This window comes from Streptomyces sp. NPDC001904 (assembly GCF_040297005.1).
Lineage (GTDB): Bacteria > Actinomycetota > Actinomycetes > Streptomycetales > Streptomycetaceae > Streptomyces.
In genome coordinates this window covers 436,097-457,658 of sequence record NZ_JBEOYI010000001.1, presented here as the reverse complement: position 1 = coordinate 457,658, position 21,562 = coordinate 436,097, and the positions used below count along the sequence as shown (strand labels likewise).

18 protein-coding genes are annotated in these 21,562 nt (G+C 72.4%); 9 read left to right on the top strand and 9 right to left on the bottom strand.

Translation table 11 applies throughout. The features are described from left to right. Positions 1-99 precede the first annotated feature (99 nt). The 4 genes from ABT127_RS02030 to ABT127_RS02015 form a co-directional block, all read right to left on the bottom strand. Entirely contained in the window at positions 100-1,371 is a 1,272-nt protein-coding gene (locus ABT127_RS02030) for a glycosyltransferase (protein ID WP_351443926.1), read from the bottom strand. Positions 1,372-1,410: 39 nt separating this feature from the next. Further along, positions 1,411-2,283: a 2-dehydropantoate 2-reductase N-terminal domain-containing protein gene (locus ABT127_RS02025; RefSeq protein WP_351443925.1), complete on the bottom strand. Its 873-nt coding sequence runs from the start codon at positions 2,281-2,283 to the stop codon at positions 1,411-1,413. A 566-nt stretch (positions 2,284-2,849) separates the two neighbouring features. After that, positions 2,850-5,432: an ABC transporter permease gene (locus tag ABT127_RS02020; protein ID WP_351443923.1), complete on the bottom strand. Its 2,583-nt coding sequence runs from the start codon at positions 5,430-5,432 to the stop codon at positions 2,850-2,852. Further along, positions 5,429-6,217, bottom strand: a complete 789-nt coding sequence (locus ABT127_RS02015) for an ABC transporter ATP-binding protein (protein ID WP_351443922.1) — start codon at positions 6,215-6,217, stop codon at positions 5,429-5,431. The genes ABT127_RS02020 and ABT127_RS02015 overlap by 4 nt, the downstream gene beginning before the upstream one ends. Before the next feature lie 293 nt (positions 6,218-6,510). On the opposite strand from ABT127_RS02015, the gene ABT127_RS02010 reads away from it, so the two are divergent. From ABT127_RS02010 to ABT127_RS01970, 9 genes are all read left to right on the top strand, one after another. Continuing rightward, on the top strand, positions 6,511-8,007 hold the full coding sequence (locus tag ABT127_RS02010) for an MFS transporter (RefSeq protein WP_351443921.1): 1,497 nt from the start codon (positions 6,511-6,513) through the stop codon (positions 8,005-8,007). 207 nt (positions 8,008-8,214) lie between these two features. Further along, positions 8,215-8,565 carry a DUF485 domain-containing protein gene (locus ABT127_RS02005; protein WP_351443920.1) on the top strand — a complete coding sequence of 117 codons (351 nt, stop codon included), beginning with the start codon at positions 8,215-8,217 and terminating at the stop codon, positions 8,563-8,565. Positions 8,566-8,594: 29 nt separating this feature from the next. After that, on the top strand, positions 8,595-10,199 hold the full coding sequence (locus ABT127_RS02000; RefSeq protein WP_351444052.1) for a sodium/solute symporter: 1,605 nt from the start codon (positions 8,595-8,597) through the stop codon (positions 10,197-10,199). Between the two features lie 110 nt (positions 10,200-10,309). Continuing rightward, positions 10,310-11,038 carry a WXG100-like domain-containing protein gene (locus ABT127_RS01995; RefSeq protein WP_502971608.1) on the top strand — a complete coding sequence of 243 codons (729 nt, stop codon included), beginning with the start codon at positions 10,310-10,312 and terminating at the stop codon, positions 11,036-11,038. After that, positions 11,035-11,865 carry a nucleic acid/nucleotide deaminase domain-containing protein gene (locus tag ABT127_RS01990; protein WP_351443917.1) on the top strand — a complete coding sequence of 277 codons (831 nt, stop codon included), beginning with the start codon at positions 11,035-11,037 and terminating at the stop codon, positions 11,863-11,865. Before ABT127_RS01995 ends, ABT127_RS01990 begins: the two co-directional genes overlap by 4 nt. Positions 11,866-11,904: 39 nt before the next feature. Further along, complete coding sequence (locus ABT127_RS01985; protein WP_351443916.1) at positions 11,905-12,426, top strand: SUKH-4 family immunity protein; 522 nt, start codon at positions 11,905-11,907, stop codon at positions 12,424-12,426. A gap of 14 nt (positions 12,427-12,440) precedes the next feature. Next, the gene (locus ABT127_RS01980) at positions 12,441-13,223 is read left to right on the top strand and encodes a nucleic acid/nucleotide deaminase domain-containing protein (RefSeq protein WP_351443915.1); all 783 of its coding nucleotides are present in this window, start codon (positions 12,441-12,443) and stop codon (positions 13,221-13,223) included. Then, positions 13,220-15,001: a hypothetical protein gene (locus ABT127_RS01975; protein ID WP_351443914.1), complete on the top strand. Its 1,782-nt coding sequence runs from the start codon at positions 13,220-13,222 to the stop codon at positions 14,999-15,001. The genes ABT127_RS01980 and ABT127_RS01975 overlap by 4 nt, the downstream gene beginning before the upstream one ends. A 72-nt stretch (positions 15,002-15,073) precedes the next feature. Further along, entirely contained in the window at positions 15,074-15,514 is a 441-nt protein-coding gene (locus ABT127_RS01970; RefSeq protein WP_351443913.1) for a hypothetical protein, read from the top strand. A gap of 37 nt (positions 15,515-15,551) precedes the next feature. Here ABT127_RS01970 and ABT127_RS01965 read toward each other — a convergent pair whose 3' ends face one another. The 5 genes from ABT127_RS01965 to ABT127_RS01945 all read right to left on the bottom strand — a co-directional run bounded on the left by ABT127_RS01965 (position 15,552) and on the right by ABT127_RS01945 (position 21,559). Then, entirely contained in the window at positions 15,552-16,082 is a 531-nt protein-coding gene (locus ABT127_RS01965) for a CAP domain-containing protein (protein ID WP_351443912.1), read from the bottom strand. 114 nt (positions 16,083-16,196) lie between these two features. Beyond that, positions 16,197-16,829: a peptide deformylase gene (def, locus tag ABT127_RS01960; RefSeq protein ID WP_351443911.1), complete on the bottom strand. Its 633-nt coding sequence runs from the start codon at positions 16,827-16,829 to the stop codon at positions 16,197-16,199. Between the two features lie 84 nt (positions 16,830-16,913). Further along, positions 16,914-17,783 carry a cellulose-binding protein gene (locus ABT127_RS01955; protein WP_502971614.1) on the bottom strand — a complete coding sequence of 290 codons (870 nt, stop codon included), beginning with the start codon at positions 17,781-17,783 and terminating at the stop codon, positions 16,914-16,916. 217 nt (positions 17,784-18,000) lie between these two features. Then, positions 18,001-19,062: an LCP family protein gene (locus ABT127_RS01950; RefSeq protein WP_351443909.1), complete on the bottom strand. Its 1,062-nt coding sequence runs from the start codon at positions 19,060-19,062 to the stop codon at positions 18,001-18,003. Positions 19,063-19,141: 79 nt separating this feature from the next. Then, positions 19,142-21,559: an SUKH-4 family immunity protein gene (locus ABT127_RS01945; protein WP_351443908.1), complete on the bottom strand. Its 2,418-nt coding sequence runs from the start codon at positions 21,557-21,559 to the stop codon at positions 19,142-19,144. Positions 21,560-21,562 lie beyond the last annotated feature (3 nt).

Below are 21,562 nucleotides of genomic sequence, written 5' to 3'. Positions count from 1 at the left end.
AAGCGCCCCGAAAGGGGCGCGGGGAACTGCGCGAGAAGCCCCGCCGGCCGTCGGCCGAACGACAACCCGTCAAAGGCGCGGGCACCCCACGACGCCCCCTCACACCGCCGCCCCCGCTCCGGACGACGACGCGGACGCCCCGGCGGCCGGTGCCGTACGGACCACGACCCCGTTCTCCACCGAGACCTGACGCGTGAGCCAGCGCTGGCGGCGGACGGTGAGCAGGGCGCAGATCTTGATGACGGCCATCAGGAACGACATCACCACGAAGCCCGGCACCAGCAGCACCGACGTCGGCCGGCGGACGAGGTGCGGCAGCATCTTCATCGACCGGCTGACCCACCACCAGGCGCCCAGACAGGCGACGAAGAACCAGTCCTGGCGGACGATCGCGTACGTCATGAAGAACGGTGACAGCAGCAGGGTGAAGCTGCTGACGCTCTTGTCGATCATGCTGTAGGCGAGGAACGGGTGCCGCCAGACCCAGCGCCTGGACAGCGCTCTCAGATCGGAGCGCCAGGTGTTGCGGGCCCACCGCAGCCGCTGCTTGCAGAAGACGCGCAGGGCGCCGGGGAACGTCGACCAGACCCGTGCGGAGCGCTGCATGTAGGTGCGGTGCCCGCGCTCCAGGACGAGGGTGGTCAGCCGCTTGTCGTCGCCGGACATGCACGGCACCCCGAGGAAGGTCTCGCTCATGAAGTCGTCGGAGACCTCCAGGAGCAGGGCGCGCCGGTAGACGGCGGTGCGCCCCGACAGGCAGGAGACGGCGCGGCCGAGGACGGTCTGCGCGGCGTTCTCGTCGAAGTACCGGTAGTCGAGGAACATGTCGTTGACCCGCTGGAGGAACCCGCGCGGGTTGTAGACGTTCTGCCGGGTGCCGACCCCGCCGACGCGCGGGTCGGCGAACGGCCTGCGGACCTCGGCCGCCACGTCGTCGGCCCAGATCGTGTCGGAGTCGACGAGCGCGACCAGCTCCGACCGGCAGGCCTCCCAGCCCCGCCGCAGGGCGTCGCGCTTGCCGGGGACGTCGGTGACGAGCACGGTGACCGGGTAGCCCTCCGCCACCCGGCGACAGACGTCGTCGGTGACGTCGATGACCAGGACCACCTCGTCGACCTCGTTCGCCAGCCAGGACTCGATGGCGAGGCGGAGGATCTCCGGGTCCTCCTGGTAGACGGGGACGACGACGCCGAGCGTGGCCCGGTACTCGCCGCGGGCCGGCCGGTACAGCGCCGCCGGCACCCGCCGCAGCAGCCAGGAGGCCCAGCGGACCAGGCCGATGATGCCCAGCGGCAGGTAGACGAGGTAGTAGCGGAGTTCACCGAGTGCGCCGTGCGCGCTGTCGAAGAAGAAGTCGAGGAATCTGCTCATGATCCGTGTCCGTCCTCGTGGTGAGACCGCGAGCGGCGGTCAGGGCCGGCCGAGACTGGAGGCGGAGAGCACCTCGTTGACCTTGACGACCGCCGTGAGCAGGGGCATGTCGACCCCGAGGCCGTCGGCGAGCGCGAGGAACCCGCGGGTGTCCTTGGGCAGGCAGACACCGCCGTACGGGCTGCCGCCGCGGATGCCGTAGTACGGGTTGTACGAGGCTTCGGCGGAGCGGGCGACGGTCTGTGCGATCGGGTCCAGATCGAGGCCGAGCGTGCGGCTGACCAGCCACATCTCGTTCCAGAAGCTGATCTTCGTCGCGTTGTAGATGTTGTGGGCGCACTTCACGAACTCGGCCTCGGCCGGGTCGGTGAAGAAGCGGATCTCCCCGCCGAACGGGGCGAGGAGCGCGGCGAGCCGCTCGCGGGTGCGGGTGCTGCGGGCGGCGATCACCGTCATCCAGGGATGGCGGAAGTCCTCGACGGCGGAGGCGGCGCGCAGGAACTCCGGGTTGCTGGCGAGCGTGAAGTCCTCGCCGGACGTGCGGCCCGAGTACTTCTCCAGGAGCGGCTTCACCACGCCCTCGGCGGTGCCGGGCGGCACGGTCGAGCGGACCACGACGACGTGCGGGGCGGTGGCGTCGGCCAGCGCCCGGCCGACCGCGGCGGTGCCGTCCTGGAAGGCGGACAGGTCGTAGCCGTGGCCGGTGCTCGGGGTGGGCAGCGTCAGGAAGATGAAGGCGTCGGGCGCCCCCTTCAGGTCGAGCGAGTCGTGGGCGTCGAGTCCCTGGGACCGCAGGTGGTCCAGGCGGGGGGCCGACACGTCGACGAAGGTCACCTCGTGATCGGCACGAAGCAGGCCCTTGCCGGTGGCGGTACCGACGACGCCGGAACCGACGATGAAGATCCTTGACATGGCGAATTCGTCTCCCGGTCGAATGCGCGGCCCTCTGGCCCGCGCAGGCGGAAACGGCACAGGAACGCGCCCGGAGCCGGCCTGAAAGGACCCGCGAAGGGCCTGGAAGGACCGGTGGAGACCGGAAAGATCGAGAGAGGACCGGCATACGGGCGCGGAAAAGTGAATTGCTGATGCGGACGCGGGAGCGTCGGCTCACCGCCGGCGCGCTCTGGACCCGTCCGCCGCCCGCGCTCTCGGTCCCCCGGATTCCCGCAGCTCATGGCCGATGGCATCGGCGGCGCGGGTGACCGCGGTCGAAGACGAGAGCACTCCCCCTCAACCCCCCTGCATTGCATGAATGTTGAACGCCTCTCGGCGTTCGCCCCTCCGGGTCAGACATTAGGGCCTGAACGCCCCGTGGAGCCAGAAGAATTGAGATATGGCTACTAATTGCGCATGTCTGAAATAGGGGAGGTTTCCTGTCAGCAGGGATTTTCCCCCGCAGGCCATACCTTCCGGGACAGACGAGCGGCTCCCGGCGCACGGTGGGTGCGCCGGGAGCCGTCTGCCTGGAACAGAACGCGTCAGTCTGTCGCGATCGCGTTCAGGACGTTCATCCGGCCCGCCCGGAAGGCCGGGACCAGCGCCGCGAACAGTCCCACGAAGGCCGAGCCGACGAAGACCGAGAGGATGGTCGGCCAGGGGATCTCCAGGACGCCCAGGCCCTCCAGGGCGAGGAGCTTCTGGGCGGTCGCGCCCCAGCCCATGCCGAGGCCGAGACCGAGCAGGGCGCCGAAGAGGGCGATGACCACGGACTCCAGGCGGATCATGCGGCGCAGCTGGCGGCGGGAGAGACCGATGGCCCGCATCAGGCCGATCTCCCTGGTGCGCTCGACGACCGACAGGGCCAGGGTGTTCACGACGCCGAGCACCGCGACGATGATCGCGAGGGCGAGCAGCCCGTAGATCATGTTGAGGAGCTGGCCGATCTGGTCCTTGAGGGTCTGCTTGTAGTCGGTCTGGTCCTTGACCTTGACGGTCGGGTCGGCGGCGACGGACTTCTTGAGCGCCGCGTACGCCTGGTCGGCCTTGCCGTCGGCGGCCTTGGCGAACATCATCCCGTTCAGCGGCACGCGGTCCTTCGGCAGGTACCGGGTCGCGGTCGCGATGTTGGTGTACATCGCGCCCTTGTCGAAGACGGTGTCGTCGGAGGTGATCGCCGCGACCTTGAGCCTCGCGGTCCGGCCGTGGTCGAAGGCGACCGTCATCACGTCGCCGACCTTGACGCCGGTCTGCTCGGCGAAGCCGGAGCCGACCGACATGGCGTTCGTGCCGTAGGCGGCGGCCAGTTCACCGGAGGTGGCCTCGCGGCGCAGGTCCTGGGCGTAGGACGGGCTGGCCGCGACCAGCTCTTCCTCCTCCTCGGTGCCGTCGGGCGCGGTCAGCGTCGTCTTGACGTACTTGACCTCGGTGACGTGGTCGAGGTCGCCGGACGCCGTGACCTTCTTCAGGGCGGCGGCGGCCTGCGGGGTGATGGCGCCGTTGCTGGGTTCGACGATGAAGTCCGCGCCGACCGACTTGTCGAGCTGGTCGGTGGCCGAGGCGACCATCGAGGAGCCGACGACGGAGAGGCAGGCGACGAGCGCGAGGCCGATCATCAGGGCCGCGCCGGTGGCGCCGGTACGGCGCGGGTTGCGCAGCGCGTTGCGCTCGGCCATCCGTCCCACGGGGCCGAAGAAGCGGAGCAGTACGGCGCTGATGACGCGGACGACGAGCCCGGCGAGGAGCGGTCCGACGACGACGAAGCCGATCAGCGAGGCGACGATGCCGGCGCCGAGCCACAGCGAGCCCTGGCTCGCCTTGTCGGCCTGGGTGGCGAGGTAGAGCGCGTATCCGCCGCCGCCCGTGAGGAGGATGCCGAGGACGGCGCGGACGGCTCCGGCCCTGGTGTCGGCGGGGGTGCCCGCGTCGCGCAAGGCGGCCATCGGGGAGACCTTGCCGGCCCGGCGGGCGGGCAGGTAGGCGGCGAGGACGGTGACGACGATGCCGAGCAGCAGGCCGATCGCGGGGGTCGTCCACTTCACGGTGAGGTCGTTCGTGGACAGGTCCATGCCCGCGGCGGACATCAGCTTCATCAGGCCGACGGCGAGGCCCACTCCGGCGCCGACACCGACCACGGAGCCGACGACACCGAGCAGCAGCGCCTCGACGAGGACCGACCGGTTGACCTGCTTGCGGCTCGACCCGATGGCGCGCATCAGGCCGATCTCGCGGGTGCGCTGGGCGACCAGCATCGAGAACGTGTTGATGATCAGGAAGATGCCGACCAGGAACGCGATCCCGGCGAAGCCGAGCAGCGCGTACTTGATGACGTCCATGAAGGAGGAGACGTCGGAGGCGTTGGCCTCCGCGGCCTCCGCCTGCGTCTGGAGCTTGTACGGGGTGGTGAGCGTGTCCTTGATGTTCGCCTTGACCTGCGCGTCGGTGTAGCCGGACGCGGCGGCCACGTTGATCTGCGTGAACTGCCCCGTCCTGCCGATGAGTTCGCGCTGGGCGGTGGCGGTGTCGAAGTAGACGACGGCCGCGCCGGGGTTGGTGACGGTGAAGGCGGCGATGCCGACGATCCGCGCCTCGATGTCACCGGTGGCGGCGATGGTGCGCAGCTCGTCGCCCAGCTTGAGGTGGTGCTTCTGCGCGGTGTCGGAGTCGACCATGACCTCGGTCGGGCCGCGCGGGGCGTGCCCGGAGGCGATCTCCATGGAGCGGAGGTCGTTCCTGGTCCAGTTGCCCGCGATGGTCGGGGCGCCGTTCTCGGACCCCATGTTCTTGTTCTCGGCGTCGACGACGGTCACGTTCATCGAACTGACCGCGCCCTCGGCCGACTTGACGCCCTTCGCCTTCGCCACGGCGGCGACGGCGGAGGCGGGCAGCGACTCGGGCCGGCCGGTCGCGCTGCCCTCGGCCTCGGAGCCCTTCGGGCTGACCGTGACGTCCGAGGACGTGGCCGTGAACAGCTTGTCGAAGGTCTTGTCCATCGTGTCCGTGAACACGAGCGTCCCGCTGACGAACGCGACGGACAGCAGCACGGCGATCGCGGAGAGGGCCATCCGGCCCTTGTGCGCGAGGAAGTTGCGCAGCGACGTCTTCAGGACGGTGTTGGCACTCATGACGTACGGCCCCGGGAGTCGAAGTCCTTCATGCGGTCCAGGACGGCGTCGGCGGTCGGGCGGTGCATCTCGTCGACGATGCGGCCGTCGGCCAGGTACAGGACGCGGTCGGCGTAGGCGGCGGCCACCGGGTCGTGGGTGACCATCACGATCGTCTGGCCGAGTTCGTCGACCGAGCGGCGCAGGAAGCCGAGGACCTCGGCGCCGGCCCGCGAGTCGAGGTTTCCGGTCGGCTCGTCACCGAAGATGATCTCGGGCCGCGCGGCGAGCGCCCTGGCCACGGCGACGCGCTGCTGCTGGCCTCCGGAGAGCTGGGTGGGCCGGTGCTTGAGCCGTCCGGCGAGGCCGACGGTCTCCACGACCCGGTCCAGCCACTGGCGGTCCGGCCTGCGGCCCGCGATGTCCATCGGAAGCGTGATGTTCTCCAGCGCGTTCAGCGTCGGGAGCAGGTTGAACGCCTGGAAGATGAAGCCGATCCGGTCCCGGCGCAGCTGCGTGAGCTTCTTGTCCTTGAGGCCGGTGATCTCGGTCTCGTCGAGGTAGATCTGGCCGCCGGTCACGGTGTCGAGCCCGGCGAGGCAGTGCATGAGCGTGGACTTGCCGGAGCCCGACGGGCCCATGATCGCGGTGAACTGTCCCCGCGCGATGTCCACGTCGACGTGGTCGAGCGCCACGACGCGGGTCTCCCCGGACCCGTACGCCTTCACGACCTGCCGCGCCCGCGCGGCAACGGCCGTTCGCCCGCCAGTGCCCCCGGTCCTGGGAATGCTCACAGCCGTTGTCACGGTTTCTCTCCTATGCCGGATACGAATCCTCACGGCGGTCCGCGAGAACAGTTCAAGTCTGGTGACGCGGGGGCCCGGGCGCCCTGGTGGAAGTCACCGTCTTTCCCGGGGGAAAACCCCACCCCTCGACGGTAGGAAGAACCCCCGCCCCGCTCCTCCTCCAGCGGGACGAACCGCCCCCGGTCCGGTCTACGGAGGCACCCCTAGGGGGAGTCCACCCCTCGGTGGAGCCCTACTCAGGGTCGACTCCACCCGCATAAGCTCCTGCCGGGAGATACGTGCAGGGGGAACACATGCCGGAGAAGAAGACAGCGGTGGTCGCCGCGCTGATGATGTCCATGGCGCTGGCCGCGCTCGACTCCACGATCGTCTCCACGGCGGTGCCGCAGATCGTCGGGGACCTCGGCGGCTTCTCGGTCTTCTCGTGGCTGTTCTCCGGGTACCTGCTCGCGGTGACGGTCACGCTGCCGGTGTACGGCAAGCTGTCGGACACCCTCGGCCGCAAGCCCGTCCTGATCGCGGGCAGCGTGCTGTTCCTGATCGGCTCGCTGCTGTGCGCGAGCGCCTGGAACATGGCCGCGCTCATCGCCTTCCGGGTGGTCCAGGGGCTGGGCGGCGGCGCGATCCAGGGCACCGTCCAGACGCTGGCCGCCGACCTGTACCCGCTGGAACAACGACCCAGGATCCAGGCCAGGTTGTCGACGGTGTGGGCGACGTCGTCCGTCCTCGGCCCGGCGCTCGGCGGGCTGCTCGCGTCGACGGCGGGCTGGCGCTGGATCTTCCTGATCAACCTGCCGATCGGCGTGGTCGCGCTGTTCCTCGTCGCACGGCATCTGCACGAGCCGGCCCGTCGGGCCGCGGCGCGCCCGCGGGTCGACTGGGCGGGCGCGCTCGCGGTGTTCGCGGCGGGCGGGGTGCTGCTGACCTGGCTGGTGCAGGGCGGCGTCGCGTGGGCCTGGGGCTCGGGCACGTCGATCGCCCTGCTCTGTACGGGCGTTGCGCTGATCGGCGCGGTCGTGCTGATCGAGCGGAGGGCGGCGGAGCCCGTCCTGCCCGGGTGGGTGTGGCGGCGGCGCACCATCGCGGCGGTCAATCTGGCGCTGTGCGCGATGGGGCTGCTGATGGTGGCGCCGACCACGTTCCTGCCCACGTACGCGCAGTCGGTGCTCGGCCTGTCCCCGACGGCCGCCGGGTTCGTGCTGTCGGTGATGACGCTGAGCTGGCCGGTCTCGGCGGCGCTCAGCCAGCACGTGTACCGCAGGATCGGCTTCCGGAACACGGCGCTGATCGGGATGACGGCGGCGCTCGGGCTGCTCGTCGCGTTCCCGCTGCTGCCCTTCCCCGGCGCGGTCTGGCAGCCGACGCTGCTGAGTCTGCTGCTCGGGGCGGCGCTCGGCCTGTTCCAGCTGCCGCTCATCATCGGCGTGCAGTCCACGGTGGGCTGGGCGGAGCGCGGCACGGCCACCGCGTCGATCCTCTTCTACCGGCAGATCGGCCAGACGGTCGGCGCGGCCGTCTTCGGCGCCGTCGCCAACGGCGTGATCTCCCACCGGCTCGGCGCGGGCGCCGACCTCGACTCGGTGGCCCGCGACACCGGCGCGGACGGGGTGCGGCAGGCGATCGACGCGGCCGTCGACGCCGTCTACGTGGGCGCGGCCTGCGCGGCGGCGGTGGCCCTGGCCGTCCTCATCACCCTGGCCCCGCGCCGCTTCCCGGTCCTCCCCACCGCGCCCCCGAAGCCGACGTCCCCGACCCCCACCCCCGCGAGCCCGAAGCCCCGCCCGAGCTGAGGGCCGCAGGCCTTTCGGGGGCGCGGGGAACCGCACGACCAGCCACGACGAGAGCCGTGGTCCGGTCACGGCGAATCGGTCCACGAACGGCCGTTTCGTTCAAACCCTCCCCCAACTCGCCTACCTACGAGTAACGTTCCGGCTCCCCACGCCCCTCCCTGCGGTCCACCCGTCCCCGGCGGACCCGAGCCAGGCAAGGAGACCGGGATGCCGTACCGCCCACCCCAGGCACACACCCACCGCCTCCCCCGACACCCCGACCTGCCACCGCCCTCCGGACCCACCGGCGACCTCCGGCTGCTGCGCACCGCCTACCGCTGGCAGCGCCGCGTCGCCACGCTCACCGCGCTCGGCTACTTCACGCTCTTCCTGCTCCTGTCGGCGTTCGCCCCGGACCTGATGAACCGCTCCGTCACCGGCGGCCTCTCCTCGGGGCTGCTCATCGGCCTGCTCCAGCTCCCCGTCACCTGCCTGGCACTGGTCCTCTACGAGCGCACGGCCCGGCGGCGCGTCGATCCGCTGGCCCACCGGCTGCGCCGGATCGGCGGCCGGAGGTGAACGCGCTGGTGGACACCTCGGCCGAGTCCATGTCCCTGGCCGCGTTCACGGCGGTGGCGACGGCCACGCTGCTGCTGTGCATCGTCACCAGCCCCGAGCGCGACGACCTGGAGGAGTTCTACACGGGCTTCGGCCGGCTGACGCCGATGCGCAACGGGCTGGCCATCGCGGGCGACTACATCTCCGCGGCGACCGTCCTGTCCACCACCGGCATCATCGCGCTGGTCGGCTACGACGGGGTGGTCCTCGCCCTCAGCACGGCGCTCTCGCTGATGCTGCTGATGTTCCTGCTGGCCGAACCGCTGCGCAACGCGGGCCTGTTCACCATGGGAGACGTCCTCGCGCGCCGGATGCCGGGGCGGTCGGCGCGCATGGCGGCCTGCGCGGTGACGCTGGCCGCCCTCATCCCGCTCATGCTGGTCCAGCTCGCGGGCGCGGGCGACCTGCTGGCTTTCCTCCTGGGCTTCAGCAACGAGACCTTCAAGACGGTCTGCGTGATCGGCGTCGGCGGGCTCATGATCAGCTACGCGGCGATCGGCGGCATGAAGGGCACCGCCGTCATCCAGATCTTCAAGATCGTGATGCTGCTGGGTTCGGGCATCGCCGTCGCGGCGGTGATCCTGCACCGCTTCGACTGGGACCCGGGCGCCCTGCTCGCCCAGGCGGCCACCCGCAGCGGCGCGGGCCGCGCCTACCTCACCTCGGGCCTGCAGTTCACGGGCAGCAGCTTCCCCCGCCTGGACATGATCAGCTCGGAGCTGACCGTGGTGCTCGGCGGCGCCGCGCTCCCGCACGTCACGATGCGCATGTATACCGCGCGCAACGCCCGCGAGGTGCGCCGCTCGATGTCCTGGGCGGTCTCCGCGGTCGGCGTCTTCGTGCTGGTCATCGCGGTGCTCGGGGTCGGCGCGGCGGCGCTGGTGGGCCGTACGGGGATCGTGGCGGCCAGCGCGCAGGGCAACACGGCCTTCCTGCTCGGAGCGCGCGCGGCGTTCGGGGCGACGCTCTCGACGGCGGAGGCCCTGCTCTTCACGGCGGTCACCACGGCCATCTTCCTGACCCTGCTGGCCTCGGTGGCGGGCATGATCCTGGCCTGCGCCAACTCCCTGGCCCACGACGTGTTCGCGTACGGCAGGAGCCAGCCGACCCCGCGCAGGGAGCTGAAGGTGGCCCGGATCTCGGCCCTCGCCGTCGGCGCCCCCGCCATCCTCCTGGCCACCCTGGTCCAGCACCGCAACCTCCAGCCGCTGTCCACCCTTTCCTTCTGTCTGGGCGCCTCCGCCCTGGCCCCCGCCCTGGTCTACAGCCTCTTCTGGCGCCGCTACACGCGGGCGGGCCTGCTGTGGACCCTGCTCGGCGGCACCACGGCCTGCCTGATCCTGATGACGGGCTCCAACCTGGTCTCGGGCTCCCCGACGTCGGCCTTCCCCGGCCACGACCTGAACTGGTTCCCGTTCACCACCACCGGCATCGTCTCGATCCCCCTGGGCTTCCTCTTCGGCTGGCTGGGCACGGTGCTGACCCCGCCCAGGAAGGCGGCTCAGCAGCAGCGGCAGTACGAGGCGGTGGAGGGCTGGATCCTGGCAGGGGCGAGCAGGCCGGTGCCGGGCGCGGACCGGCGCCGCGCCGAATGACCATCTCTTAAGCGTGGTTGAAGCTTTCCGCAGCCTGCGTTTGCCCTACCGTTGCCGTCCCCGAACTACCGTGCGGAGCTGGTGTTTCACTGTCTCCAAGCGGGGGCGCTGTGGCTGTCGAGCTGCCTGAAGAAGTCGTTTCCTTCCTCCAGTTCATCGGGGTGAACTGGCCGAGCGTGAATGAGGACAAGGTCCGTGAGTTCGCCTCCCACGTGCGGGACTTCGCGGAGAAGCTGGACGAGACGCACCAGGATTCCTCGGCGACGCTGACGAAGATGGCCGACGTGTACCAGGGCGCCTCCTACGAGGCGCTGCTGGCGAAGTGGTCCCAGCTCTCCTCCGACCACATGTCCGAGCTGCTGACGGCCTGCCACGCGGTGGCGACCGCGCTGGACGTGGCGGCGGACGTCATCGTCGGCATGAAGGTCGAGGCGATCGCCGAACTGGTGGTGCTGGCGGCCACGTTCATCGCGGACCAGGCGGCGGCGGTGGCGACCCTCGGACTCGCGGAGGCGGCCGAGGTGCTGGTCGTGGAGGCCGCGGAGAAGCTGATGGACTACCTGGAGCAGCAGCTCGAGCAGTACATCATCGGCCAGGTCATCGAGGCGGCCGTGGAGCCGCTGGTGGAGACGGTCGGCCGGGCGGTCAGCGGGCTGGTCTTCCAGGCGGCGGAGTCGGCGGCGGGCGTGCCCGCGGGCGGGGGCGGCGCGGGGACCGGCTTCTCCATCGACCCGGAACAGGTGCACGCCCGCGCCGAGTTGATGCACGGGCACGCCGAGAAGGTGGCCGCGCACGCAGAGGAGTTCACGTCCCGGCTGTCGGGGGTGAGCTTCGAGTGACCAACCAGATCGTCAAGGCGCTGGAGCACGCCGCGCAGCGGACGGGCAAAGCCGTCGGGCAGGACGTCGGCAAGGCCGTCAAGGATCTCTACCACGACACCGGGAAGCGGCTGAAGCGGGTCGCGAACAACCATGTGGAGAACGACGCGAAGCACGCGGCGGAGCTGGAGCGGCTCGCCAAACGCCCCAGAACCGAGTCGACGCCCGTCTACCACATGGCCGACGACGGGAGCATCCGCCGGCTGAACCCCGACCGCACCCACTCGGAGCTGACCGACGCCGACCGCGCGAAGCTCGGGCTCGACAGCTCCTCGATCGGCCGCCCGAAACCGGGTGAACAGCACGCCAAGCTGAAGAACAAGAGCGAGGGACGCACCGATCCACGGCCGACGGCCTCGTCCTCGCAGGTCGCGGTGGGCACCACCGACCTCTCCGAGGCCACCCGGCTCGCCCGCCACGCGGACCGCAGTTACGGCACCAGGAACGCCGACGGAGATTTCACGAGCAACAACTACGCGTCCGCGCGAGTGACCGGCGCGGACGGCAGCGGAGACTTCATCCTGGTGGGCCGCAGCAATGGGTTCAGACACTCGGAACGAATGATCGGAACACCGTTCCTGAGAGAGGGGGAACCGTCCCGCATACGGGAACTCTATACGGAGAGAGAACCCTGCAGTACAGGAGCGAATTGCAGTTCATGGATGGCGGAGAGATTCCCGGGGACGACAGTGACCCACAGCATCGAATACGGCAGCGATGCAGCATCGAGAGCGCGCGGCAATTCCGCCATGAAAAGCTATCTTGACCAGCTGAAACTGAATAGATAAGATGCGTCGGATTATCCATTTTTGGCGGGATGAGAGCACATGAGCAGCAACCTCGATCGCAGCATGCTTGAGGCCGTTTTCGCTCCGGACGAGCTGATCACCGCACCGGAGAGCATCCTCGGTCCCGTGACGGACGCGGACGCCAGGGACGTGCTGGCCACGCTGGGCATTCCGGTCTGGGAGAACCCGTGGTTCGACCTGGACGACGGGATCGGCGAGCGCCTCGAACCCGTCGAGGACGACTGGATCGGCCTGGGCATGATTCCTTACGACGACATCGCATTCGACCCGGGGACCGGAAAGGTCCACTGCCTGCCGCAGGACGGGGAAAGCTACCTGCTGAACAGCGATCTGCGGTCCTTTGTGCATTTCCTTTACCTGCTCAAGCTGGAAAGCCCGAACTACGACTGGGAATCCCACCGGAAGGTGGAGCTGGAAGAGGTGCGGGCGCGCATCCAGGAAACGATGACTTCCATCGATCCGGCCGCTCTGGAGAATCCGGAATCCCGCTGGTTCGACGTCCTCACGTACCTTGTGGATCCTGAACACCACTTCGAGTGAGGAGCACGGACCCGGTGACAGACGACGGACAGGCGCGGACCTTCGAACAGGCCGGGATCTCCGTGCCCGTGCAGGTCGGCCCCTACTTCACGACGGGCCACGACGACCCGGTGCTCCTGGGCGAGTACGCCGACGCGCACGGGCTCCGCGTCTCCCGCCAGGAGTGCGCGCCCTGGACGCGGCTGGGCAGCGACGGCGGCTTCGAACTGTGCGCCGACCCCGAAGGCGCCGTGTGGGCCGTACTGCTGGACTTCGACGAGCCGGACCGCTTCGTCAGCTCCTCCGCCGAAGCGTTCGCCACCGGCCTCGCGGAAGCCCGCGAGGCCCTGCGCACCATCCTGAGCACGGACCGGCCGCAGGTCGCCTCGGCCGCCTTCGACCGGCTCGGGGAGTCGCTGCGCACCCGGGATCCGCGCGCCTTCGCCGACCGCGAGAGCTGGTGGCCGCTGGTGCTCGACGACATCCACGACACCGCCGCCGCGGCGGCGTACGCGGCCTTCGAATACGTCGACGGCATGGGCACCAAGCAGATCCTCACCCAGTCCGGCACCATCGCCCTGCACCCCGAGGAGCGGCTGTGGAACGCGCTGCGCGCGGCCGGGGTCGAGCCGGATCAGGTCCTGCGCATCCACACCGACCTGGCGCCCTGCTTCATGCCCGGCCACTACTGCTCCCTGTGGCTGGCGCAGGTGTTCCCGGACGCACAGCTGACGCACCACTTCCCCTACGGCGAGACGGCCGCCTCCCGCGCCGAGGGCATCCGGCTGCTCGGCGAAATGGCGGAGGCGGACCGGTGAACCCGGCGCCCGCGCTCGACGAGCCGCCCGACATCACCGCCTGGCCGCCGCGGGAGGGCGTGAGCGCGGCGCACGGTCCGGCGCTGCTCGACTGGGCGGCAGACACCTCGGCCGACCGGGCCCGGGTCTGCCTGCTGCGCGGGGCGCGCGGCAGCGGCAAGAGCCATCTGCTGACCTGGTTCCTCCTCGGCCCGACCGGGCACGCCCGCACCACCGCGCACGCGACGGTCCCCGCCGCCGGACTCTTCGCCGACGCCTTCGCCTGGGAACTGGGCCGCCAGCTCGGCTACGGCCCGCTCTCCCCGGACCGGCTGCTGGAGCGCCTCACCGGCGATCCGCGCCCGCTGCTGCTCCTCGTACCGGACCTGCACCTGGCCGGCCGCGGCCCCGCCGACCTGCCACTCGCCCAGCCGGCCGCCCTGGTCCGGGACCTGCTCGTCCCGCTGCTGCGCCTGCCGCAGACGCGCGCCGTCGTGGAGGTCGGCGACACGGACCTCCTCGACGCCTGGCCCGGCACGGAGTCCATCGACGCGGGCGACACCCCGCACGCCGGCTACGCGCCACCGGCCGGGGCCCGCAGCGCGGAGGACCTCACCGCACTGGTCCCGCGCGGCGCCGACGGCCGCCCGCACTGGGACCTGGCCCCCGAGTCCGCCCGCGAACACGCCCTGGACCAGGCGCTGTTGTCGCCCGGCACGAGCCGCACCGTCCGCGCGCTGCTCACCGACCCGGGCTTCCTCGTCCACGGTTCGGCCGTGTCCGTCGCGGCCTGCCTGGCCGACGAGCGGATCCCCACGCCGCCCGGCCTGCGGGAGGTCTGGCGCACGGCGGCCCCGCAGCTGTCCGACCCCGGGCACGGCACCACCGGGCGCGCCGCCCTCCTGCACACCGCCGCGCTGGGAGTGAGCCCCGCCCTCGCCCGCTATCTGCTCCCCCTCGCCGAACAGCACCCGTTCACGGCCGTCTGGGCCCGCCCCGACGCGGCCGTCACCGCGCTGGCGCCGACGCCCGGCGGGCCGGGACCGCTGCTCGCCGCCGACGCGCTGGGCGCGCTCACCCTCCTCGATCCGGCGACCGGCGCCGACACCGCCGCCGTCGGCTCGCCGAGAGGCGTGCGCCCGGACGGCATCGCCGTACGCCGTGACGGGGCGATGCTCCTCCTCTCCGACACCGGCGCCCTCCAGCCCGTCACCCCGCAGCCGGAGGGAACGGCGGCCGTGGTCCTCGGCCACATCGCCTCCCACCACGGCACTCTGACGCTGCGTCATCCCGAGCTGCGGCCGACGGCCCTGGGGCAGTGCCCGCTCAGCGGAACCACGGCCCTGGGCGACGAACAGGGCGGCGTGCACCTCTGGGCCCTGGACACCTACCACCCGAACCCGCGCTCGCGGGCCCTGCACCAGGCCCCGGTCACCGCGGTGACCTGCCTGGCGCCGCCGGACGACGGGCACACCCTCGTGATGAGCGCGGCCCTGGACGGCACGGTCCGTCTCTGGGCGGCCTCCGCCGATCCGCTGCCGGAGCCGGTCGAGAGGCGCCCGGCCTTCGTCACCGCCCTGGCCGCCGCGCACACCGCCGACGGCCCGGTCCTCGCCGTGGCCTGGACCGACGCGCGGGTGCACCTGTGGCACCTGCGCACCGGCCGCGTACACGTCGTCCCGCTTCTGGTCCGCTGCCGGGCCCTCGCCCTCTCCGCCGGTCTGCGGCTGACGGTCGCGGGCCCCGACGGCGCGTACGCACTGGGCCTGGACGCCGCCCGCCTGTGGGATCCGGCGTAGGGGCCCGCCTCCGCCCTGCTACGTTCCCTCGAACGCACGTACAGAGACACCGAGTTCGGAGGCAGGGGCATCGTGGGAGCGTCGGGCTGGGAGTACTACGTCCCGTACCAGGAGGACGTGTCGGCGGCGCTGGAGGAGCTGCGGGAGCGGGTCTTCCGGGACGAGGACTACTACTGGTCGGGGGACCACCCCCTGGACGAGGACGACCGCGTGCCCCGGCCCGCCACGGTCGAGGAGCTGTGGGAGGACGAGGACGCCCGCGAGTCGGGGACGCACTCGATACTCGACATGGAGCGGGTGCTGCGTCCCGGCGAGGCCCCCGGCGCCTGCACGATCCGCCCGGTCCAGCCCGACGAGGCCTGCCGCCTCACCGGCACGGACGTCCTCACGCGCGAACACGTCGAGGCGATGGAGCCCCTGGTCGAGGAGGGCTGGTCCGGCCGGGTCGCGGTGCTGCACGACGGCGCGGGGCGGCCCAGCGAGTTGTACTTCTGGGGCATCTCGGGAGACTGATCCCGCGACGCGCTCGCCGCCCGGCCCCGACCGCCCCTCACCCCGCCTTCGCGCAGACCGGGGCCCGGGTGACCAGCTTGCGGTGCGGGCCCAGCAGATCCACGTCCCAGTACCGGCGGTCGTAGCCGATGCCGACGGCCGTGACCCCGGGGCTCATGAGGGACGGGTAGATGTCGTTGCCCGGGTCCGGGTCGGTGATCGTGTCCGCGAAGTAGCCGTCATGGTGGTAACCCGAGTACATGAACTCCTCGGCGTGGGCGGAGAACAGCCCGGCGTCGGTCAGCCGGGCCCGCAGGTCGCGGCCGTCGCCGCCCACCGCGGTGAGCCTGCCCTGCCCCGCCATGTCCCGGGCGTGGGCGGCGGCCACCTCGGACGCCCTGTCGGACAGCCGCAGCGCGGGCAGCCCGTGCGCGGCCCGCTCCTCGTTGACCTGGCAGGTGATCCAGTCGACGTCCGGGTAGTAGGCGGGTGCGGGTGCGGCGGCCGCCGCGGCGGGCAGCGCCGTGCCCAGGGCTCCGCCCAGCAGGGCCACCAAGGCTGCCGCCGTCCCCATCGTCCTGCGCTTCACACTCGTCCCTCTCCTCGCGCCACGCCCCCGGACCGTTCACCGGAGGCGTTGCGAGCAGTGTGCCGACGAGCAGGAGCCGGGGGCCGGGCAACATGCCGGGGGCGGACCGGGAAGCTACTTCCCCAGCCGCTCCGCCAGCGCCGCCCGCCGGGCCAGCACCCCGTCCCGCAGCTCCTCCATCTCCCGCAGCGCGTCCCGGCGTTCGCGCTTGCCGAGGCGGTCGAGATACAGGCGGCCGTGGAGATGGTCCGTCTCGTGCTGGAGGCAGCGGGCGAAGTAGCCGCGGCCCTCGACCACCAGCGGGGCGCCGTCCTTGTCCTGGCCGCGCACGATCGCGTGATCGGCGCGGGCGACCGCCTTGTAGGGGCCGGGCACGGACAGGCAGCCCTCCATGCCCTCGACCAGTCTGCGGTCGGCGAGCGGCTCCTCGTCGAGCACCGGGTTGGCGATGGCGCCGGTGTGCCGCACGCCCCAGTCGTCCTCCATGTCGTACACGAACAACTGGAGGTCCACGTCGACCTGGTTGGCGGCGATGGCCGCGCCGTGCGCGACGTGGTTCGTGGCGAACATGTCGTCGATCAGGCGGGCCAGCCCGGGGGTGCCGAAGTGCTCCTGCGTGACCGGCCTGCAACGCCGCCGCAGGACGTCCTCGCCGACCACGGTGATGCGCCGCACGTCCCCTCGCTCGACCTCCGGCAGCAGCCGCCCCTCACTCGTCACCGTCGATCCCCGCTTCCTGTACGTCACTTGGCCGCATCCTTCTCGGCAACGTAGCAGGAGCGCCCCACGCGGGGCGCGGCGACCGACAGCCGGCCGCCCGCCGGAGGACCCCTACTCGGAGTCGGCGGGCGCCCGCCCGGTCAGCGCAGCAAGCGAACTGCGCACGTGATCCATGTGGGCCCGCATCTCGTCGCGGACCTCGGTGTGCTCGCGCAGCACCCCGTCGGTCTCCCGGCCGATCCGCTCGGCCCGCGCCCGCGCCTGCGCGACCAGCTCCGCGCCGGAGGCCTCGGCGTCCTCCTGCCGGTGCCGCGCCGCCTCCTCGGCCTCGGCGAGGGCCCGCTTCGCCTCGGACAGCCGCGCCTCGGCCTCGGCGACGGCGGCGGCCTCCCACTCGTCCGCCGCGGTCCCGCGCCGGGCGTCCTCCCGCTCCAGCGCGTCGATCCGCTCGGCCTGCTCCGCGGCCTGGTCGGCGAGGACCGCCTCGCAGCGGCGCCGCATCTCGCGCAGCGCCTCCAGCGCCTCGCTCCGCGTCTCCTTCACCTCGCGGCGGGCGGCGATGCGGACCTCGTCGGCGGCGGCCCGGGTCGCGGCCTCCCGCTGCCGGGCCCGCTCCTCCGCCGCCCCGCGCACCTCGTCGGCGTGGGCCTGGGCGGCGTCCCGCAGCTCGCCGCCGTCCCGCTCGGCGGCCTCGGCGACGGACTGGGCGTCGCTCCGCCCGGCGTGCCGCACCGCGGCGGTCTCCTCCTCCACGAGCTCCAGGAGGTACTGGGCGCGCTTGCCCAGCGTGGCGTACGTCTGCGGGGCCAGCCGCTCGACGGCCGCGCGCAGCCGCTCGGCCTCCGCCTCCATCTCCTTGTGCAGGACGGTCAGCCGCGCGGCCCGCTCCCACGCGTCGTCGCGCTCCCGGGACAGCCCGGCGGCGAAGGCCTCCACCTGTTCGGGGCGGTATCCGCGCACGCCCCGGCCCCGCGTGACCACGAAGCCGTACGCCGACGCACCGGACGCCGACGCACCCGTACCCGCACCGCTCCCAGGGCTCACAGGACTCATTCTGGGTTCCCCTCTCCACACCGACACAGCGACCGACCGACGCACGACGTTCTGCGTGATTGGCGCACATCCTTATGGATCAAGCGGAAGCGCTCATAACGCGACACACGTGACACACCGCATGACCCACTCGGTCAAGGATGCGTCAATTGCTGCCGAAAGTCGGAATCGTCGTGTCGGCGCGGAGCGCGGAGAAGAGTTCGGCGGCCTCGGTCTCGTTCCACTCGACCACATCGCCGACCCCGGGGACAGAGGGCTCGCTCGCGATCGGCACGGTCGTCGTGGACCCGTCGCCGTGTGAGATGTCATCCATTTCGAGGCCCAGCCTGCCGAGGTTCAGCAGGCCCGCGTCCTGGTCGACGGTGAGCGCGTCCAGCGAGGCGTTCAGGAACGGCAGGAGCTTCCAGGGGGCCAGCAGCGTGCCGGGGCTCAGCGCCTTGTCCGCGATCGCCGAGATCAGCTGGCGCTGCGCCTGGACGCGGCCCAGGTCGCCGTTGGCGTAGCTGTGCCGGTCGCGGGCGTAGGCCAGGGCCTCGGTGCCGTTCATCGTCTGGCAGCCGGCCTCGAAGTCGGCCCCCGAGTACGAGTCGCTGAGATCCTGCGGCACACAGACCTCGACACCGCCCAGCGCGTCCACGACGTCCACGAACCCGGCGAAGTTCACCTCGGCGTAGTGGTCGAGGCGCAGCCCCGTCGCCTGCTCGACCGTGCGCGCCAGCAGCTCGGGGCCGCCGAGCGCGTACGAGGCGTTGATCTTGTTCTTGCCGTGGCCGGGGATGCTCACGTAGCTGTCGCGCGGGATCGACACCAGATACGGGCCGCTCGCCCCGTAGTGCAGCACGATGATCGTGTCCGTCTCGTCACCCGAGTCGGAGCCGACGTGCAGCTCCTTCTGCTGCTCCTTGGTGAGGTTCTTGCGGGTGTCCGAGCCGACCAGCAGCCAGTTCGTGCCCTTGCCCGCGGCGGGCCGGCCGCTGTAGTCGCCCAGGGCGTCGGTCCGCTGGATCTGCCCGACCGCCCAGATCCCCACACCGGCCGCGTACGCGACGACCACCACCAGCACCACGAGCAGCGTCAGCAGGATCCGCCGGAGCACGCTCCGGCGGCCGCCGCCCTTCCGCCCGCGCCGCCGCCGCTCCGCCCGGTACACCGTGGTGCTGCTCGCGGGCGGCAGCGGATGCTCCGGCGGCTCTGGCGGCATCGTCATGGTACGAACCTGACACACCACCAGAAAAGCCGCAGGGCGACACACCCTTACGGTGCATCGCCCCACGGCGCACGGACCGCTACAGCAGCCCGTCCCACATCTGCTCCAGGAGCACCGACCACCAGGTCTCGGGCGAGCCGAGCGCGGCCGGGTCCAGCGCGCTCAGCTGGGCCTGGAAGTCGACGGTCCAGCGGCCCGCCTGCTCCGGGTTGAGCCCGTAGCGCAGCCGCCACATCCGGCCGAGCAGCGCCAGGGACCGGGCGAACTCCGGCAGCCCGCTGTTCACGAACTGCGGCGGCACCGGCGCCCCGCCGGGACCGGCTTCGACGGGCACGGCGACGATGTGCGCCGTCCCGTACTGCACGCACAGCGCCTTGCCGAAGTCGGAGCCCATCACCAGGTACGAGCCCGCGTCCGGCCCCGGCTGCACCCCGCGCTCCTGCGCCAGCTCCGCCAGCGTCGGCACCGGACGGCCCGGCTGGGCCTGCGCCCAGAAGAACGGCCCGAAGTCCGCGGGCAGACCCGCCACGACGAGGGTGTGCGCCACGACGTCCGGCACGCCCTGGCGCGACACCGCCCGCTGGTCGAACCGGAACACCCCGGGGCCGAAGGCCGCCGCCAGCTCCTGCGCGATGCCCTCCGGCGGGACCGGCGGCGCGGGCTGCGCGGGCGGCAGCGGCGCCCGGACCGGCGCCGGACGCGCCGGACCGTCGGCGACCTGGTGCAACTCGCCCTGGTGCGCGATCAGTTGCTGCATGCCCTGCTGACGCGAGGCGTGATCGGTGCCGTACGGCGCGATGGACGTGATCCGCGCCTGCGGCCACTGCTCCTGGATCATGCGGGAGCAGTAGGCGCCGGGCAGCGCGCACGACTCCAGCTCCGTGTGCAGTTCCAGGACCTGGTCCGGCGGGATGTTCATGCCGCGCAGCTCGTGGAAGATCTGCCACTCCGGGTGCGGCACACCGGGCGCCGAGCGGCGGATGAGCTGCTGCTCGGAGCCGTCGGGCGCGCGGTAGCGCAGCACCGCCTGGTAGCCCGGGCCCACGGTCGGCGGACCGGCGGGCCGGCCGGGAGGCGCCTGCGGATACCCGTACGCGGGCGGCGGCCCGCCCGGGATCTGCTGCCCCGCGACCGGCGGCGGCATCGCACCGGGCGGCATCCCGCCGGGCGGCGGCTGCATCCCGCCGGGCACCTGCGGGCCGGGCCCCGAGAGCATCGTCGCCGCGTGGTGCACCGCGTCACCACCCGGCGGCGGGCCGGGCGGACCGGGCGGGGGCGGGGTGCCGGGACCCACGGACGGACCCGGAGCACCGGCCGGACCGGGAGCACCGGGAGCACCGGGCGGGCCCGGCGGCAGCGGCGCGCCGGGCGGACCGGGCGGCGGCGGGGTGCCGGGCGCACCGGGGCCCACCACCGGCGGGCCGGAGAGCATGGTCGCGGCGTGGTGCACCGCCGCGCCGGGCGGCGGGGGCTGCGTGGCGGCCGGCGGCTCCGGCGGACCGGCGGGGCCGGGCGCGGGCACCATCTGCGTCGGCACGTAACCGCCGCCGGGCAGCCCCGGGCTGCCCGGCGGCGGCGGAGTCTGCGCGCCACCGCCGCGCGGCGGCTGCGCCTTGCTGGTGGCGGCGTTCGCGATGTCCTCCGCGTCCGGCGCGAGCGGCCGCCCGGCGGCGTCCCGGCCCGGACCGGGCGCGGAGCTCTGCGGATACCCGTACGCGGGCACGGCCCCGGGCGGCGGCGTGATCGGCACGGCGGTCCCCGGCACCGGCGGCGGCAACGGCGCACCGCCCGGCCCCGCGCCGGGAGACGACGGCGGCGCACTCACGGGCGCAGCAGGCGGGGGCGGCGGCGGAGGCGGCAGCAGGGCGCCGCTCGGCGCCGGACCGGGCTTCGCGTCCTCGGTCACCGGCGGCGAGAACACCGTGTCGGGCAGCGGGACCAGCCGGTCCTCCTCGTCGCCCACCCCATTGGTGTCCGTACCGGCCCACGGCGTCGCGTCGGCGGGCACCGGCGCGGGCGGCGGTGGTGGTGGCGGGGGCGGGGCGGACGCGGAGGCCGGCACCGCGTCCTGCGGCTCGGCGTCCTCGGCCCGCTCCGGCGCAGGCGCACCGCTCCCGGCGATCCCCAGCTTGTCCGCCGCCTCCTGGAGCCACTCCGGCGGCGACAGCAGGAACGACGTCTGATTGAGGTCCACGCGCTCCGGCGGCCGCGGCGCCGCAGGCCCCGCCGGCGCCTCCGGCAGCCCGTACTCCTCCTCGTACCGCCGGATCACCTCACCCACGGGCAGCGCCGGCCACAGCGTCGCCTCGGCGGAGTCCCGCGCGATCACCAGCCGCTGGCCGCCGCTGTCGGAGACCGCACCGCCCTCGCGGTCCTCGGCCCACACCACGAACCCCAGCTCGAACTCCCGCACCCGCACCTCCCGGTGCTGATACGCGGGCACATCGCCGTTGATCCACTCCTCGGCGCGCTCCTGCGCCTGTGCGAACGTCACCATCGG

Excerpts from the sequence above, each read along its gene's own strand:
- ABT127_RS02030 (WP_351443926.1), bottom strand. The coding sequence starts at position 1,371 with ATGAGCAGATTCCTCGACTTCTTCTTCGACAGCGCGCACGGCGCACTC.
- ABT127_RS02025 (WP_351443925.1), bottom strand. The coding sequence starts at position 2,283 with ATGTCAAGGATCTTCATCGTCGGTTCCGGCGTCGTCGGTACCGCCACC.
- ABT127_RS02020 (WP_351443923.1), bottom strand. The coding sequence starts at position 5,432 with ATGAGTGCCAACACCGTCCTGAAGACGTCGCTGCGCAACTTCCTCGCG.
- ABT127_RS02010 (WP_351443921.1), top strand. The coding sequence starts at position 6,511 with ATGCCGGAGAAGAAGACAGCGGTGGTCGCCGCGCTGATGATGTCCATG.
- ABT127_RS02005 (WP_351443920.1), top strand. The coding sequence starts at position 8,215 with ATGCCGTACCGCCCACCCCAGGCACACACCCACCGCCTCCCCCGACAC.
- ABT127_RS02000 (WP_351444052.1), top strand. The coding sequence starts at position 8,595 with ATGTCCCTGGCCGCGTTCACGGCGGTGGCGACGGCCACGCTGCTGCTG.
- ABT127_RS01985 (WP_351443916.1), top strand. The coding sequence starts at position 11,905 with ATGAGCAGCAACCTCGATCGCAGCATGCTTGAGGCCGTTTTCGCTCCG.
- ABT127_RS01950 (WP_351443909.1), bottom strand. The coding sequence starts at position 19,062 with ATGACGATGCCGCCAGAGCCGCCGGAGCATCCGCTGCCGCCCGCGAGC.
- ABT127_RS01945 (WP_351443908.1), bottom strand. The coding sequence starts at position 21,559 with ATGGTGACGTTCGCACAGGCGCAGGAGCGCGCCGAGGAGTGGATCAAC.